The organism is Salinibacillus xinjiangensis, assembly GCF_009649735.1.
Classification (GTDB): Bacteria; Bacillota; Bacilli; order Bacillales; family Alkalibacillaceae; genus Salinibacillus; species Salinibacillus xinjiangensis.
On the sequence record NZ_WJNH01000013.1, the window covers coordinates 49639 to 67054 of the forward strand.

Consider the following 17416-nt stretch of genomic DNA (forward strand, 5'->3'; position numbering starts at 1 on the left):
ACCACAAGGATATTGGGTATACAGCTACCCAATACCCTTATTTTTTATCCTTCCTGAACCCTTTTATTAGACGGTGCAAACCAGCCTAATAGGGCAATGCCGACTAAAACTCCATAAAAAGTAAGGGTCCAGCCTGTACTGTGAGGAAAATCATGAGGGAGTACACCTATGTCATTATGAGCAAGTGTAATAACAGCCAGCTTGACACCAACCCATGCCACAATTGCGTATGCTGTTGTTTCCAATGCCGGTCGTTTTTCAAGTAACCGAACAAACCATGTTGCTGCAAATTTAATTAAAATTAATCCAGCAATGCCTCCAAGTACAACCACAGCAAATTGACCGCCATCCATACCTCCGAAATCACCAAGCGGAGAATCAGGTAAGCCAAGTGCCAAGGCAACAGCAGCTAAAATGGAATCAATCGCAAAAGCAAGGTCAGCTAAAGCAATTTTTCCTACTGTTGGCCAAAAGCCTTTACCCGCTGATTCCTCCTCCACCTCTTCTTCTGCATTTTCATTTTCCTTTCCAAATTTATTTTGAATGACATGTTTTAAGCCTAAGTATAGTAGATAGGCTGCTCCAATTGCCTGCACCTGCCATACATTTGCAATAAAAGAAATGGCAAATAGGGCAATAAATCGAAATACAAAAGCCATTATGATTCCGTAATTAATTGCTTTCCCCTTCTCATTATCAGGTAAATGTTTGGCGATAACAGCTAATACAAGGGCATTATCTGCAGACAATAAGCCTTCGAGTCCAATTAAAATTAATAATGTCCAACCATACTCCAGCCATATTGACTCCAAAGTATATCTCTCCTTTCATAAATCCACATATATGGTTACAACTTATTGTTTTCTTCTACCCAAAAAGTATGATGCCGATTATATAACTAGACAATGTGTTTTTAGGTATATCTCTATTTTCTAATTTCATTCATTAATAACTCATCCTCCTGTTACCTATTTTGTCTACTATACATCCTCTTCTGTCCTATAGATTCCTTAGATTCTCTATAGTTTATTACACATTTTAAGATATTTAATATATTTGCCCATAGCATGTCCCTCCTATCAACATAAGGTGATTACAAAAGGAGGTGAGAACATGGTTGAACTATTGTTGTTTTCACTTATTGCTGGATTGTTTATCTATGGTGTAGCTTTTTCAAGAGTGATGACGAGACGTCAAGTAGACCAAACACTTAAAACACTTGTAGACAACTGGGAGCCTAAAACGAAAAAAGAAAAGGTTCTTTCTGTTCCTGAGCATCAGCTTGTTTTACAGGAATCCGTTAAACAAATGAAAGACTAAAAACAGAAATTACTATATTGTCTTCAATATAGAGTAGGACCTAATCCCAATATCCTACTCTATCTATTTCACAAAAAAACTAAATAACCTCCATTATTGTCACTTTTTTAAAGAAAGAAGGTGAAATGATGCTACAAATATTCCTATTTATTTTGGCTTTAGGTGTATTTCTCTTTGGAATGTACCTAGTAAGGACCGGTCTTTTCAAACTATCAGCTGACAAACTAAAAAAGTGGTTAGCCAAGTTAAGTGATAAGCCTTGGAAAGGTCTTCTTCTCGGTACGGTTGTGACGGCCATTTTACAAAGCAGTTCCGCGGTAACCATTATGGTCGTTGGACTTGTTGCTGGGAGAATGCTTACCTTTAGCCAATCAATCGGGATTATTTTAGGAGCTAATATTGGGACAACGGTAACCACTGAAATTATTACGCTAGATATCGATGCCTTGATCCTTCCTATGGCAATAATTGGTGCAATTTTATATGTTTTTAAACGAAAAAATGTACGCAACACAGGTATGACACTATTAGGATTATCTGCAGTATTTGGGGCAATGTTTGGACTTAAAGAGTTAGCAGCACCATTAGCAGAAATGGAATATATGAATCAGTTATTCCTCCGTTTAGATAATAATCTATTCCTAGCTGTGCTTGCAGGTACAATCATTTGTGCCATTCTTCAATCAAGTACAACCACTACAGCCATAACAATGGGATTTATTGCAGCAGGAGCACTACAGCTAGATACCGCCGTTGCCATTGTCCTTGGAGCCAATATCGGGACTTGTGTTGATGCATGGCTGGCTTCAATTGGTGGAGGAAGAGAAGCAAGACTTACTGCTTGGTCACACATTTGGATAAACATCTTAGGAGTTATTGCCTTTTTCCCATTAATAGGGGTCCTCGCAGATATTGGTACTTTATTAGCAGATCGCCCAGAAGTTCAGGTTGCACACATTAGTGTAATATTCAATGTTGCAAGCTCCTTAATTGCCCTACCATTTGTAGAAAAGTTCTCAAAGCTCATATTAAAAATCCATGATCGCAAAAACGCTCAAGTTTAGAAGCAGTTTCCCTATTTGGAAAACCATCTCCTACTTTTTTGGGAGATGGTTTTTAAGCTTAACAGTCTGGAGGGAGGTTAAAAAAATGATTTATATCATTGCTTTCATTTTATTCTTAGGAAGTTTTATCTTTGGCATGTACCTTTTAAGATCTGGACTCTTTAACCTATCAAGTGACACCGTAAGAAAATGGCTCATTACACTTACTGATACCCCCTTAAAAGGGATTTTAATCGGAATCTTGGTTACAGTGATTTTCCAAAACAGCGCTGTCGTTATAATGGTCACAGTCGGATTAATTGCGGCGGGATTACTTACCTTTCGTCAATCGCTTGGGATTATCTTAGGAACAAATATCGGTTCGAGTATAACAGTTGAAATCATAACCATTGACCTAGGAGCTTATGTTTTACCAATGGCTCTTATAGGGTCTATCCTATGTTATGTAAAAAATAATAATGTGATTCGTTTTGGTTATACGCTCATTGGATTATCACTTGTATTTGGTGCCATGTGGGGGTTGGAAATGATAGCAGCTCAAATAAAAGACCTAGATGGTGTTTTGGGACTACTTGTATATTTGGATGATCATCGTTTCTATGCTTTACTTATAGGTGCAATTTTCACTGTTCTTATTCAATCTAATACTGCTGTTACGGGTATGACAATGAGTTTCCTCTCAGTCGGAGCAATGGATTTAGCCACTTGTATTACCTTCATACTTGGTGGATATATTGGTATATGTGTGATTGCCTTAGTTGCTACCATTGGTTCTGGCAAAGAAGCACGGCATGCAGTTTTTGCCTATATGTGGTTAAATATCCTAGGTGTCCTTATGTTTTACCCATTTACTCATTTACTTGCTTCCATTGGCTCAGCCTTATCCAATTCTCCGGAAACTCAGCTTGCACATAGTAATTTGATTTTCACTCTGTTTGTTACCCTGCTCATTCTTCCTTTAGCCAATCAATTTCAAAAGCTTATTCAATACATTCATCGTTATTAAATAAAAGGCTGTTGGGTGTATCAACAGCCTTTTGCTTATTAGTTTTGACCATTTGTAAGTTTTTCCACCTTAATTTTCCTGACACGTCGACCAACAACCTCCTCAACGCTAATCTTTAAATTTTCATAAACAAAGTAGTCTCCTATTGAAGGAATGGTCTCTAGATTTTCCATCATCCACCCTCCTAATACATAATAGGAGCTTTGGGGTAATGGGATATTCATCTTCTCCGCAAAGTCATGTAAATGATACTGAGCATCAAAAATATAGGAATTTTCATTGATTTTAGATACGAGATAGATTTGTTCTTCATTTTCATCTAATATCTCTCCTACAATCTCCTCTAAAATATCCTCTAGTGTCACAAGACCTACTGTGCCCCCAAATTCATTGACCACTATGGCCATGGGTACCTTTTCTTTTTGGAGTCGTGGTAAAAGGGTGGAAACCTTCATCGATTCTGCTACATACAAGGGCTCTCTTAGCAGCTTCCTGATATTCACTTCCTTATCTTTTATTAAATGCGTTAAAAATTCCTTTTCAGTAATAAATCCAATAATGTGATCCATGCTGTTCTCATAAACAGGAATTCTGGAATAACGCTCTTTAAAGAATACATTTTTAACTTCTTCAGTTGATAAATTACAGTCAACGGCGACAATATCCATACGTGGAGTTAAAATTTCTCTGACAGGGGTCTCATCTAAATTCAATGAGCGATCAATTAATTGCCTCTCAACCTTATCAATAACACCCTCCTTTTCACCTATACCTAAAATGACCTTAATCTCATCTTCTGTGATGGATGGTAATTTGATTTTTGGACATAAACTTGTTCATTACTTCTTTTAATTTGAGAAAAAGAAAGTTAATCGGTTCAAGTAGCTTAATCAACATATACATTACAATGGATATAGACATTGAGTACGTTTCTGCATGCTCTTTCGCTAATGACTTCGGAAGGATTTCTCCGAATGTTAATATCAGTATCGTCATAACCACTGTACTGATGACAACACCACTATTTCCACCAACAAGGTCTGTCGCAATTTTGGTCGATATACTCGCAGCCGCAATATTCACAATGTTATTACCAACTAGGATTGTGGAAAGAGTTTTATCAAAATTTTGACTTTGTACAAGATGAAGGGCTTTTTTACTTCCTCGCTTTCCATCATTAGCAAACTTTTTCAGCCTTATTTTATTGATACTTGAAAAGGCAGTTTCAGAAGAGGAAAAGAAAGCCGACAATAGAATGAGAAAGGCCAATAAAATGAATGAATTCACGATATCACCTCCAATACATAATCATAGTTACTAAACTACTAATGGAGAACTTGTACACTAATGTAATAGGAGTTCGTTTGGTTTAAGTCACCTTTTTATTAAGATATGCTAGTAAATTCTATTAGAAACCGCTCTTATACCACTATGTTCGTACATATAATAAATTCTGATAATAAAAAAATAGACTACCTTTCTCCTCGCGTCTCAGGAAAAAGATAGTCCATGTGGTTATAGGATATTATTTCTTTTTATTTGATGTTGTGAACTCAATCATGTCAATTCTTTCACAAATGGCCACAAAGGTACTATTGGAACTATTAGTAAAATAAGCAAGGCCTCTTTTTCTATCATATCTTACAAACTCCTCAACACCTGACACATCTTCACCATTCATCATTAACTCCTTGACAGCTGTACCAGAAGGAGTTTCCTCTAAAAGTCTGCAGATAGAAGTCAACTTAAAATCCTCCCTTACTAATTAAGTTACTATACTATATTTGCATTAGAGGGCTTTTGTATGTGCATATATTGATTTATTCTAAAATGTGCTTTTGTATAGTAGATTAATAATCTAGTTATATCGTTCATTTTCACTTTTTCTAGGAATATACCGCTACAAAACCTTTAAAACTTCATAAATTATTAGAAACGTGATGAAGGGAAGGGAGAATATGTTTGGTTATTCCATGACCCAGATGGTGAGAAAGCACGCAGATAAACTGGATCGTCCTTTACGGGAAGAAATCCTAAACGTTTATAAACCTTTCAAATGGATACCTTGTTTTCTTCACCAAGTATTTGAAGGCTATTTCAAAAAAAATAGAAAAATATCTGTCATCATTGAGTTTGAAAATGGGAGCTATGATACAGGTTGTAAAGAAGTCCATGATATTATGAAACGTCATCGAAGGAATAAAATTAACCATTACTTTTCAAGAGTTTCCTGCTGCAGTGCAAATGTGACCCCAAATGGCTTAGAAGCTATTTTCTCCAGCTGTCAGCACATCAAAAGAATCTACATTAATCGTGAGGTAAAAGCACTTCTTGATGTGGCTGTTGAGGCTGCAAATGCAAAAAATATTACTAGAAATAATACGACTTTAACAGGGAAGGGTACTAAAATTGCTGTTATCGATACAGGAGTATATCCACATCAGGATTTAGCTGGAAGAATCACAGATTTTGTAGATTTTGTAAATAATAGAACAGAGCCTTATGATGATAATGGCCATGGTACACACTGTGCAGGTGATGCTGCAGGAAACGGTGAAGCATCAGCCTCAAAGTATAAGGGACCCGCACCAGAAGCAAGTATAGCAGGAGTAAAAGTATTAGACAAAATGGGATCAGGCTCTCTCGAAACGGTTATGCAAGGTATTGATTGGTGCATTCAATACAATGAAAACAATCCAAATAACCCTATCGATATCATTAGTATGTCATTAGGTAGTACGGCTCAAGACTATGGAGAGGAAAACAAAGATCCAATGGTTCAAATGGTAGAGGAAGCTTGGGCAACTGGTATTGTCGTCTGTGTTGCGGCGGGAAATGAAGGCCCAGAACCAAATACAATCGCAAGTCCCGGAATTAGTGATCAAATTATTACTGTTGGCGCATTAGATGATAAGAATACAGCAAATACGAGAAGTGACGATGAAGTGGCCAATTTTTCTAGTAGGGGACCTACCATCTACGGATTAACTAAGCCGGATATTTTAGCACCAGGAGTAAATATCGTTTCCTTACGCGCACCTAATTCCTATTTAGATAAATTACAGGGTTCTAGCCGAGTAGGTGAACATTACTTTCAGTTATCCGGAACTTCCATGGCTACCCCATTATGTGCTGGTGTTGTTGCATTAATAAAACAGTCTAATCCTAGACTCACACCAAAAGAGGTCAAGGATTTATTGAAATCGGGGGCAGATTTATGGAGAGACCGTAATTCTAATGTCTATGGCGCTGGTTATATAAACGCTCAGAGGTCTATGCCGTCGAATTAATATCTAAAATAAAAACAAGCGGTAACCTCTACATGGTCACCGCTTGTTTTATCTTTTCATGGCTATATGTGTATACACATCGTTTAAATGAACATAACCTAATTTTTTCACACCCCGAATTCCTTCAGACCATAATTCTGCTGTGGCTAATGCATCGTATAAAGCATGGTGTCTTAGCTGATTGTTAATTCCATAATGATTACAATATTCATCAAGGGTAAAAAGATTTAATTGAGGTTCCACAATTTTAGTTAAAAAGGACGTGTCGATAATTCGATGTTGAAAGTTAGTTTTCATAGCAATCCAACTAGCATGCTTCATAAAGTGTTTTTCATGACTAGAATGGTGAGCAACAAGTATATCACTTTTAACAAATTGATAAAATTCACTTAAAACGTCATGAATGGGCGGTGCGTTTCTTAATTGCTCTTGCGTGATTCCAGTTAAAGCTTCAATTTCCTCTGAAGGACCTTCATCATTATAAACTGCTGAGTAAAAGGTTTCTTCTTCTAAAATTTGTTCCCCTCTCATTCTGACAGCACCTATCGTTAAAATCCGATCCCCATTATATGGATAAAACCCTGTTGTTTCTATATCAAACACAACCACATTTAATTCATCAAACGGAATATTTAGGACATCATTCTTTTTCATTTCTCGTTGTAGGTTTCGAATATAGGCGATGTTCTGCGGATTTGATAAAGAGGTATAAGTATTGGAATTCAGTCGTCCTGACATTTGCTTTACAAATTGCACCACTTGATTCATAACCATGCCGATCACTCATTTTTGATGATTTTATTTGTTTTTGAAAAAAGGTCATAGCCTTTTTTCATTAATAATTTAAGTTCCTTTTTATCCAACTTTGTTAACTCATCAAGGGGTATAAGATGTGCCTGTTGATAGCTTTTTATATTCTGCTGAAAACGAAGACGAAACTTAAGTAGTTGATTAAAGTATGGTTCAAAATTATAGATTTCGGGATATGTATATTTAATTTGGTGAAAACGTGAGAGCGTAGATGGCTTCAGGATTTTCTCTTTTAAGGCTAATAGTCTCAATGCATTAACATGTGGAAAGAAGGCCGTTTGTTTCAGTTGAATATTCCCGGTCTGTTTACCATGTAATTCTGGTAGTAATTGACCGAAAACACCAACACCCTTTTTCATAAACTCAACATTTTCGATTAAGCGAATATACAATTTGGGTTGATTTTCCATGAAACGAAATACAAAATGTTTCACCTCATTGATAAAATCAGCATCACCAACTAATACTCGTGAATCAAAAAAGGTTAGAAAGTGACGTAAGGATGCCCAGCTTGCCTCCGTTAACCAATCTGATAACTGCAACTTCCAATCTCTAATGGAATGACACCACAATGGATTCGATGCCATTACCTTCCCTTCACATAACACATAACCCGTAACAGACAATCCATATGCAATTTCATTTCCTAATGTTAAAAAATAATCCTTACAGTCAGGAGGGCCATGAAAGATAAGGCCATGATCTTGATCACTCCATATCGACTGTTCAAATCGACCAGCGCTTCCCATTAAAAAGAAGGCAAAGGGAGCAGGAGGTGGCCCCCACTCTCTTTGCACTTTATCCATTGAAACTTGGACTGATTTTCGTATTATTTCATCGTGAAACGTATTCAATTGAACATGATTAGTTGAAACCTGGTGTATTTGTTTCTGGCGCCATTTAAAAATTTCCCCGTAATCATTCAATGTAGGCAACCCCCTGTTTCAACCCATCATATCATCTTACGCGCCCTTTTTGTCATTTGGATGAGGAATATTTTCAGGATAGCCATATCCACCATGTTCACTTAAATCAAGACCCACAATTTCCTCTTCCTCTGATACACGAATACCGCCCATAACTTTGTCCATGACTTTTAGGATTATAAATGAAACAACAAATGCGTAAAGACCACTCGTTACAACCCCGATTATTTGAACTCCTAATTGAGTGAATCCACCACCATAAAATAATCCTGGAAGTCCCCAGCCAATACCTGAAGAAAATTCAGGTACAGCAAATAATCCGTTAGCAAGTGTACCCCAAACGCCTACTGTACCGTGAACAGATAAGGCGAAGATGGGATCATCAATTTTAGCTTTATCAAACAGCTTCATGCTAAAGACGACAATGACACCACCAATCAAGCCAATGATAACTGCTGCCCATGGTTCCACAAAACCGGCAGGAGCTGTTATAGCAACAAGACCAGCTAATGCTCCGTTTAAGGTAGTGGGAACATCCGCTTTTCCTGTTAAAGCCCAGGCAACAAACATAGCTGCAACGGCACCAGCACCCGCTGCTACTTGTGTATTCAGAATTACAAAGCCAAAAAATCCATCCGCTACCGCAAAAGTACTTGCTCCGTTAAAGCCAAACCATCCCACCCATAGAAGTAGGACACCTAATGCTGTATATACTTGGTTATGACCAGCAAGATCATTAGAAGAACCGTCTTTATTATATTTACCCATACGCGGCTTTAAGACTAGGGTTGCAGCAAGAGCTGCCATGGCACCTGTTAGATGAACAACGGTCGATCCGGCAAAGTCCTGCTTTCCGTGATCAGCTAACCAACCACCACCCCAAATCCAATGTGCGACTACTGGGTAAATAACGGCTGAAAATAAAACGGCAAAAATAACATAGGAGGAAAGCTTTGCCCGCTCAGCAAATCCTCCAAACGCAACCGTCAATGCCACCAATGCAAACATCATCTGAAACATAAAATCAACTGCAGGTGCTAATCCTTCTCCACTAAATGATGCCTCTCCATAAAAGAAATCTGACAATCCGATAAACCAGTTACCTTCTCCATAAATAAAGCCCCAGCCAATCGCCCAGAAAACTAACGAGCCAATACCGGCTGTAAAAATGGTTTTACCAGCAATATGACCAGCATTCTTCATTCGAGTCGAACCAGCTTCAAGTAAAATAAAGCCACCAAGCATAAGAAATACTAAAAAAGTACCAATAATTACCCATAAGTTATCCATTAATGCTATTTCCATTTAAACATCTCCCCTTTTATGTTAATTTTTTTAACATTACTTGTTATTTAATAATTTACTATGGCATGAATTATCACACAATTAACCTGTTAGATTTTCTGACAGGGTTTTATAATAAAGGGAAATTCCGAAACAACATTTGAATATAACGCTTGTATACGACAAAAAATAAAGATTATTAAAAGACGATTAAAAGGAACTGAATATGAAAAAAGTATTCTTCTTTATATGCAGCCTTATCATTATGATGTCAGGAAATATGACTTCTCTTCACGCAGCTGAAGATATACCAAAGCAAAAAAGTAACCATATGCTAATGACTAAAAAAGAGTTTAAGGAGTGGTTATTTGATCAACAAGTCGATCGAAAAATAAGTCTGATTCAGCAGCATCATACGTGGGCCCCTTCATATAAGCGTTTTAATGGTTCAAACCATTTAGAGTTACTAAGAGGAATGGAAAAATATCACACAAAGGAAATGGGATGGTCACATATAGCCCAAAATATTACGACTTTTCCAGATGGCATGATTGCCGTATCACGCCCTTTAGATATAGCGCCAGAGGGGACCATCGGGGATCAAGCGAACGCTGAAGGAATAACGATTGAAAACCTTGGAAACTTTGACAAAGGGCACGATAAAATGACCAAGGAACAAAAGGATACAATCATTTACATTACCGCATTATTATCCTTGAAATTTGGATTAAAACCATCCATCGATACCATCACCTATCATCATTGGTGGCATATTAAGACGGGAGAAAGAGTACTAGACAATGCCGCTAGTAACGAGGTCAAATCCTGCCCGGGCACTGGATTTTTCGGTGGGAATTCAACGGAAAGTGCAAAAAAGTACTTTTATCCACTCGTGAGGGAGAAAATGAAGACAATAAAAAACTTATAGGCATAAAAAAGCAGCTAATTAATTAGCTGCTTTTTCATTATGCTAAAAGTTCTTGAGTTATATGTAGCTTTATGTGAACAACCTTAATATTCTACTTCTAACTCCTTAACACCAAACTCTAGTGCATCCTCTACCTCAGGCATATATACATCTATTCGTTTTTCTGTAACGGCACTACCTCTATCCTCACAAGTAAATGTGTCATCAAAATAAGGAATATACACTTCTGTACCAAATGAAATTGTTTTTGGACATGCGATGGTTTGTCCCTCTTTTACTTTTGTACCTGACGCAGTAATACCATACCCCGGATCACCAGGCCGTTTTCCAGTCGATTCATAACCTGCTGTATAAGCCGTTACTGTAAAAGTTTCCCTCTTTCCATCTGGAATAGTAATGGTCTGACCGGCAAAAATTATATCTGGGTCTGAAATTGCTGAGTTAGCTTCAACCAATCTATCCACGCTTACATTTTCCTTCACTGATATTTCCGATAATACATCACCTGGTTGGATTGTATACTTACTGCTCGCATATACTTCACTTGAAAATAATAATAAACCTAATGTAACTAATGTGATTAATCTTAAGTATTTGATAGAAATTACCTCCTATGTGTCTATTCAATATATAGATATCGCATAGAAGGCTAACTCTTTTGTAGGTTTTAATAGATTTGAAATATATATGTAAAACGAGACATAAACTACTTAAATGGACTTGAAACTATATAAAGAGAGGCTTTTAGCTCTAATAACTTATTAGAATCTTCTATTAGAAGTAATCAAAATGAAATCGAACTGTATAAATCATCTACTAGATTTCATGATATCTTATAGAAGGACCCGTATTATTTAAAATTTGGAGGCTATTTTATGTGCGTTCTCCATGACAATAAGGAAGGTATGTCACAAAAAGCTAGACGTCAATTGTCATATGAAATTATAGAATACAAGCAATTATTAAAAGGTTTGAAGATAAAATTAAATGATCTAACCAGCTCTTGTCCCAAAAATGCGGATACACGTCAAAACGCAATCAAAGTGGCAAAGCTCATATCCGAGAATACATTTTTATCAAACTATATAAAAGAAATGAAGAAACCGCCATTAAAGGAACTAAAAAAGCTCCCCATAGTTCACCATAAAACCATTAAAAAGCATAGAAAATATATCATTGCCATTTCCATCATCTATATCATGGAGTTTACCTACATCAAAAAATATATGAACCATTGAATTTTCTTGTCCGTGTTATCTATATGCTTAAAGAACATAACACGGACAACAGTAAGGTTAAGGGCGAGTATAGTCATCAGCATTAGGAATGCTTTGAATTTCTACTTTGATACTGTTAATTCTTTGATTCTCAATGTCCTCCACACTCACTTTTAAATTGTCATAAATAAAAGAATCTCCTTTAGAAGGTACAGTCTCAAGATTCTCTAAAACCCACCCTCCTAATGTGTTGTAGTCACTTTTTGGCATACGAATATTTAACTTATCTGCAAAGCGATGCAATTGATATTTAGGATGAAAAATATACACATTCTCACTAACTTTGGTAATAAGCTTCACTTTCTCATCACGATCATCCAATATTTCACCAACAATTCCTTCTAAAATATCTTTTAAGGTTACTAGCCCTGATGTTCCGCTAAATTCATCTAGGACAATTGCCACTGGGACCTTTTCCTGCTTTAATTGGGGTAATATTGAAGAGACCTTCATGGTTTCAACGACAAATATAGGTTTTCTGATCAATTTTCTAATATCAGTATGATCATTTATGATTAAATCATTTAAAAAGTCTTTTTCTGTTAAAATGCCTATAATATTATCAATACTTTCTTCATAGACTGGGATTCTTGAATAACGACTTTCAAAAAATAATTCGATGATTTCCTCTATGGGTTGATTGATATTGATAGCTACCATATCAATACGTGGGGTCATAAATTCTCTAATAGGGGTTTCGTCCAAATGCATAGAGCGTAGCATTAATTTCCTTTCTAAATGATCAATAACTCCCTCTTTTTCGCTTATATCTAATATTACCTTGATTTCCTCTTCAGTGACAGAAGGTAAAGGGTCATTTTTGTCTTTAAAAAACTTTAATAGAAATTCTGTCATTTTTATAAAGAGTTTACTGATTGGGGAGCATATTTTAATAATGATAGTCATTAAGCCTGCAAAAGCTATTGCTAACGTTTCGGTCTTTTCATTCGCCAAGGTTTTAGGAAGTATTTCGCCAAAAATTAGAATAACGATTGTCATGACTACTGTATTTAGTATGACCCCTGTATTACCGCCAACCATTTCAATGAATATCTGAGCTGATATCGTAGCAGCGGCAGTATTCGTAATATTATTTCCTACTAAGACGGCAGAGATCATATTATCAAAATCCTCCGCAATATGGAGAGCCTTTTTACTTCCAGGTCGCCCTTCCTTTGCAAATTGCCTCAACCTTATTTTATTTACACTTGAGTATATGGTTTCAGCCCCCGCAAAAAAGGCAGACCAAACTAATAAGAAAACCAACAAGATTATAGAACCTATTGGTATCGCCTCCAAACCATTCCACCTCCCGTTATCTGATAAACTAAGCAAATCATCTAAGAATAAACGAGCTTATCCAACCTTTGTTTACATTATTTTTTCATTTCCTTTGGTTTTCTTCATATTAAAATATGTCTTTTAAATTTTAATGGACACCTCATTATTCCTACTTTCAAAGCACATTTCAAAAAATAGGGTATAAAATAAACAAAGAGTGAACTAGGGAGGGTGTGCCGCGAGTTCTTTAAACATCGAAAAAAATATAGTAAAAGGAATAAAAAAGCAGGTAGAATAAATCTATATCAATTCTACCTGCTCTTTATTATTACGTTTGTTCTTCCGCTAACACTTTTTGCAATGCCTGAACAAATGTTTCAGTTGGCTGAGCACCACTTAGTGCATACTTCTTATTAATAAGGAAAAATGGCACACCATTAATGCCATATTCCCTTGCTTGTCGCTCATCGGCTAAAACCTCTTCTTTCATGTCTTCGCTTGCGAGCATTTTCTCTACAGCCTCTCGATTCAAACCAACTTCTACAGCTAATTCTGTTAAAGTTCTGTGGTCGCCAATATGCTTCGATTCAGTAAAATAAGCATGTAAGATTCTTTCAGTCATTTCTGTCATTAAGCCCTGTTCTTTAGCAAAAAGAGCTAATCGATGAGCATCAAATGTATTGGTTAAAATAAGTGTATCCAAATGATAATCCAAACCAGCCTCTTTTGCCATTTCAACCATGCTTTCGGTATTAGCCTTTGCTTGCTCTATACTCATCCCATACTTGTTGGCTAATTTTTCATACATGTTTTCCTTAACATCCCGTTCCATAGTCGGATCCAACTCAAATGATCTATAGGTTACTTCAACGGGGTGACCAATCTTCTGAATAGCGCCCTCCAGACGCCTTTTGCCTATATAGCAAAATGGTCAAGCGAAGTCTGTCCACATTTCAATATGCATTTTGAATACCTCCAAACAATGTTATTTATTTTATAGTATATCGAAAAACATTTCTTTTAAAAAAATATGCTCGACATATAAAGAGAAAATTTATGCAAAGATAGTACAAAAAAGGCATTGGTCTCTACCAATGCCTTTTTATCATTTAACTGTTAAGTTTTTGCTTAGTTGAGAATCACTCGATTATTTAAGATCAAAACGATCTGCATTCATTACCTTTACCCAGGCAGATATAAAGTCTCGAACAAACTTCTCTTGGTTATCTTCTTGAGCATAAACCTCTGCAATGGCACGTAATTGTGAGTTTGAACCGAAGATTAAATCTACTCTAGTTGCCGTGCGTACTACTTCACCTGTTTGACGATCACGTCCCTCGTATACGCCACCATCTACAGGCTTCCACTCTACTCCCATGTCAAGTAAGTTTACAAAGAAGTCGTTGGTAAGAGTGCCTACTCGATCAGTGAATACGCCATGTTTTGTGCCTCCGTAGTTCGTATCTAAAACACGCATACCACCAATAAGTGCAGTCATTTCAGGTGCAGTAAGAGTCAATAGTTGTGCCTTGTCTACTAAGAGCTCTTCTGGACTTACACGATACTCTTTCTTCTGATAATTGCGGAAACCATCAGCGAAAGGCTCTAGATCTTCAAAGCTTTCTACATCTGTTTGTTCTTCAGTTGCATCGCCTCGTCCTGGAGCAAATGGAACCGTTACGTCAAAGCCTGCGTCTTGTGCCGCTTTTTCAACCGCAGCACTACCGCCAAGTACAATCAAGTCGGCAAGGCTGACCTTCTTATCTAGGTGACTTTGAATACCTTCTAATGTATTTAGAACTTTTTCAAGTTGTTCAGGCTGATTTACTTCCCAATCCTTTTGTGGAGCAAGACGGATTCGAGCACCGTTTGCACCTCCGCGGTGGTCTGATCCACGATAGGTACTAGCAGACGCCCATGCAGTTGTGACAAGCTCACCAATTGTAAGTCCTGAATCTAGAATCAATACTTTAATATTTTCAATCTCTTCTTCTGATAATTCATAATCAACAGCCGGAACAGGATCTTGCCAGATTAGGTCTTCTTCTGGAACTTCTGGACCTAGGTATCTAGATTTAGGACCCATATCGCGGTGTAGTAGTTTGAACCATGCACGAGCAAATGCATCTGCAAACTCTTCTGGATTCTCATGGAATCGACGAGAGATTTTTTCATATTCTGGATCATGACGTAATGCTAAGTCCGTAGTAAACATTACCGTCGGAACTTTAGTAGAGGCATCTTCTGCATCTGGTGCAAGATCCTCCTCATCAGGATCAACTGCGAGCCACTGCCATGCACCTGCAGGACTCTTAGTCAACCACCATTCATACCCAAACAATAGATCGAAGTAACCATTATCCCATTGTGTTGGATTCGCAGTCCAAGAACCTTCAAGACCACTAGTGATGGTGTCGCGACCTTTTCCGCTACCATGTGTACTTAACCAACCAAGGCCTTGTGCTTCAATTGGAGCAGCTTCTGGCTCTGGACCGACATGTGCAGCATCTCCTGCACCGTGTGCTTTACCAAAAGTATGGCCGCCTGCGATTAATGCAACAGTTTCTTCATCATTCATTCCCATACGTCCAAAAGTTTCACGAATGTCGTGGGCACTTTTAAGTGGGTCTGGTTTACCGTCTGGACCTTCTGGGTTAACGTAAATGAGGCCCATCTGAACAGCTGCAAGCGGATTTTCAAGCTCACGATCGCCTGAGTAACGGTTGTTACCTAGCATTTCTGTTTCAGTACCCCAGTAGATGTCTTCTTCTGGATGCCAGATATCTGCGCGTCCACCACCAAAACCAAATGTTTTACCGCCCATTGATTCAATTGCAACATTACCAGTTAAAAGGAGCAGGTCTGCCCAAGAAATTTTATTTCCATACTTTTGTTTAATCGGCCATAGTAGTCGACGAGCTTTATCAAGGTTGCCGTTGTCTTCCCAGCTGTTAAGTGGCGCAAAGCGTTGATTGCCCGTTCCACCACCTCCACGACCGTCACCTTTACGGTATGTACCTGCAGCATGCCAAGCCATACGGATAAAGAATGGACCATAATGCCCATAGTCAGCAGGCCACCAGTCTTGACTGTTTGTCATTAATTCGCGGAGATCCTTCTTTAATGCCTCGTAATCTAGTTTTTTAAATTCTTCCGCATAATCAAAGTCTTCTCCCATAGGGTTAGATTTTGTGTCGTGCTGATGTAAAATATTCAAGTCTAATTGGTTTGGCCACCAATCTTTGTTTGTAGTAGCATTCGTATTGTTACTAGTGACACTACCGTGATGTACCGGGCACTTTCCAACTTTAGCATTTTCTTTTGAATCCATAATTTTTCCCCTTTCTAGATAAATTGCTAGATAATAATAATTATTATCTTGTTATGTATATTATAGTTAACTTCATCATAAATGAAAAGAAATATGACTCGACTTAATTTTTTATCTTTAAGTTCATTTAGGATTGAGAAAGAAACCATGGATTTTTTTAATAAAATAACGTATTCCATAATTCAGTTGAAAGTTTAATGAACTATAATGGAAAAACAGTCTATTCAAATGTATGCTCTGCAAGACAAGTACATGCATGCTTTTGAGCATGCAAAAAGAGCTAAGTTTAAAACTTAGCTCTTACAAAAGTATCAGCTTAACATCAACTTTTTGCTTCTATTTGTGGTACGGTTCACTTTTTAAGTATTGGTAAACATATTAAAAACCTTTATTAACATGTATTGCTTTTTGTAAGATAGTCAGTTAAACTGATTATATAATTAACTGATTAATAAAGGAGGTGATTTACATTTGAATAAGTTAAACCATTCTTATGGGTTTTTACTAGGTAAAGTTCTCCAACAAATGGAAAGTAAGTTTGCTGATACATTACGTCCATTCAACATTGATGCCAGACAATATGGAGTACTTTTATTTATCCAAGATAAGCCTTACTCATCTCAAAAAGTTATTGCTGAAAGACTACAGATTGATAGAACAACTATGGTGAGTCATATTGATCATTTAGAAACATTAGGTTTTGTTGAGAGGACTAAAAATCCAGATGACCGTAGATCCTATAGCCTTTTGATTACTAGTAAAGGTAATAGTGTATTGGATTCATGTTGGGGGTCTTTAACTAACACAGAAGCAGAGGTTTTATCCCCATTAAACGAACAAGAAAAGCAATTACTTAAGGATATACTTATAAAAGTTTGGAATTCACTATAGAAATCAGG

At 37.0% G+C, this 17416-nt stretch carries 18 protein-coding genes; 7 read left to right on the plus strand and 11 right to left on the minus strand.

Annotated features, from left to right (window positions below):
• Positions 1–44 precede the first annotated feature (44 nt).
• The gene (locus GH754_RS16550) at positions 45–812 is read right to left on the minus strand and encodes a TerC family protein (protein WP_153729782.1); all 768 of its coding nucleotides are present in this window, start codon (positions 810–812) and stop codon (positions 45–47) included.
• A 301-nt stretch (positions 813–1113) separates the two neighbouring features.
• On the opposite strand from GH754_RS16550, the gene GH754_RS16555 reads away from it, so the two are divergent.
• From GH754_RS16555 to GH754_RS16565, 3 genes are all read left to right on the plus strand, one after another.
• Positions 1114–1320, plus strand: a complete 207-nt coding sequence (locus GH754_RS16555) for a hypothetical protein (protein WP_153729783.1) — start codon at positions 1114–1116, stop codon at positions 1318–1320.
• Positions 1321–1448: 128 nt separating this feature from the next.
• Positions 1449–2384: a Na/Pi symporter gene (locus GH754_RS16560; RefSeq protein WP_153729784.1), complete on the plus strand. Its 936-nt coding sequence runs from the start codon at positions 1449–1451 to the stop codon at positions 2382–2384.
• A gap of 85 nt (positions 2385–2469) precedes the next feature.
• Entirely contained in the window at positions 2470–3390 is a 921-nt protein-coding gene (locus GH754_RS16565) for a Na/Pi symporter (protein ID WP_194841389.1), read from the plus strand.
• Between the two features lie 38 nt (positions 3391–3428).
• Here the strand turns inward: GH754_RS16565 and GH754_RS20005 are convergent, their stop codons facing one another.
• The 3 genes from GH754_RS20005 to GH754_RS16575 all read right to left on the minus strand — a co-directional run bounded on the left by GH754_RS20005 (position 3429) and on the right by GH754_RS16575 (position 5134).
• Positions 3429–4103 carry a hemolysin family protein gene (locus GH754_RS20005; protein WP_323742073.1) on the minus strand — a complete coding sequence of 225 codons (675 nt, stop codon included), beginning with the start codon at positions 4101–4103 and terminating at the stop codon, positions 3429–3431.
• Between the two features lie 76 nt (positions 4104–4179).
• Positions 4180–4677, minus strand: a complete 498-nt coding sequence (locus GH754_RS20010; RefSeq protein WP_323742074.1) for a DUF21 domain-containing protein — start codon at positions 4675–4677, stop codon at positions 4180–4182.
• Positions 4678–4915: 238 nt separating this feature from the next.
• The gene (locus GH754_RS16575; protein ID WP_153729786.1) at positions 4916–5134 is read right to left on the minus strand and encodes a hypothetical protein; all 219 of its coding nucleotides are present in this window, start codon (positions 5132–5134) and stop codon (positions 4916–4918) included.
• A 214-nt stretch (positions 5135–5348) separates the two neighbouring features.
• On the opposite strand from GH754_RS16575, the gene GH754_RS16580 reads away from it, so the two are divergent.
• Positions 5349–6680, plus strand: a complete 1332-nt coding sequence (locus tag GH754_RS16580; RefSeq protein WP_153729787.1) for a S8 family peptidase — start codon at positions 5349–5351, stop codon at positions 6678–6680.
• Between the two features lie 48 nt (positions 6681–6728).
• On the opposite strand, the gene GH754_RS16585 is transcribed toward GH754_RS16580, so the two are convergent.
• Genes GH754_RS16585 through GH754_RS16595 form a run of 3 tightly spaced genes read right to left on the minus strand, consistent with a single transcriptional unit; the run spans position 6729 to position 9721 of the window.
• A complete protein-coding gene (locus GH754_RS16585; RefSeq protein ID WP_153729788.1) occupies positions 6729–7454 on the minus strand; it encodes an exonuclease domain-containing protein in 726 nt (241 codons plus the stop codon).
• 5 nt (positions 7455–7459) lie between these two features.
• A complete protein-coding gene (locus GH754_RS16590; RefSeq protein WP_153729789.1) occupies positions 7460–8416 on the minus strand; it encodes a DUF294 nucleotidyltransferase-like domain-containing protein in 957 nt (318 codons plus the stop codon).
• Positions 8417–8452: 36 nt separating this feature from the next.
• Positions 8453–9721, minus strand: a complete 1269-nt coding sequence (locus GH754_RS16595) for an ammonium transporter (protein WP_153729790.1) — start codon at positions 9719–9721, stop codon at positions 8453–8455.
• Positions 9722–9926: 205 nt separating this feature from the next.
• Between GH754_RS16595 and GH754_RS16600 the strand changes: the two genes are divergently transcribed.
• Positions 9927–10628, plus strand: coding sequence for a peptidoglycan recognition protein family protein (locus GH754_RS16600; protein WP_153729791.1), 702 nt, complete (start codon positions 9927–9929; stop codon positions 10626–10628).
• Positions 10629–10711: 83 nt separating this feature from the next.
• Here the strand turns inward: GH754_RS16600 and GH754_RS16605 are convergent, their stop codons facing one another.
• Complete coding sequence (locus tag GH754_RS16605) at positions 10712–11092, minus strand: 3D domain-containing protein (protein ID WP_407690677.1); 381 nt, start codon at positions 11090–11092, stop codon at positions 10712–10714.
• A gap of 411 nt (positions 11093–11503) precedes the next feature.
• Here GH754_RS16605 and GH754_RS16610 point away from each other — a divergent pair, with 411 nt between their 5' ends.
• Complete coding sequence (locus GH754_RS16610) at positions 11504–11866, plus strand: hypothetical protein (RefSeq protein WP_153729792.1); 363 nt, start codon at positions 11504–11506, stop codon at positions 11864–11866.
• Positions 11867–11923: 57 nt separating this feature from the next.
• Here the strand turns inward: GH754_RS16610 and GH754_RS16615 are convergent, their stop codons facing one another.
• The 3 genes from GH754_RS16615 to katG form a co-directional block, all read right to left on the minus strand.
• Positions 11924–13204, minus strand: coding sequence for a hemolysin family protein (locus GH754_RS16615; protein ID WP_153729793.1), 1281 nt, complete (start codon positions 13202–13204; stop codon positions 11924–11926).
• A 310-nt stretch (positions 13205–13514) separates the two neighbouring features.
• Positions 13515–14105 (minus strand): DsbA family oxidoreductase, encoded by a 591-nt coding sequence (locus GH754_RS16620; protein ID WP_323742077.1) that lies wholly within the window; start codon positions 14103–14105, stop codon positions 13515–13517.
• Between the two features lie 228 nt (positions 14106–14333).
• Entirely contained in the window at positions 14334–16517 is a 2184-nt protein-coding gene (gene katG, locus GH754_RS16625) for a catalase/peroxidase HPI (protein ID WP_153729795.1), read from the minus strand.
• 471 nt (positions 16518–16988) lie between these two features.
• On the opposite strand from katG, the gene GH754_RS16630 reads away from it, so the two are divergent.
• Complete coding sequence (locus GH754_RS16630) at positions 16989–17408, plus strand: MarR family winged helix-turn-helix transcriptional regulator (RefSeq protein WP_153729796.1); 420 nt, start codon at positions 16989–16991, stop codon at positions 17406–17408.
• Positions 17409–17416 lie beyond the last annotated feature (8 nt).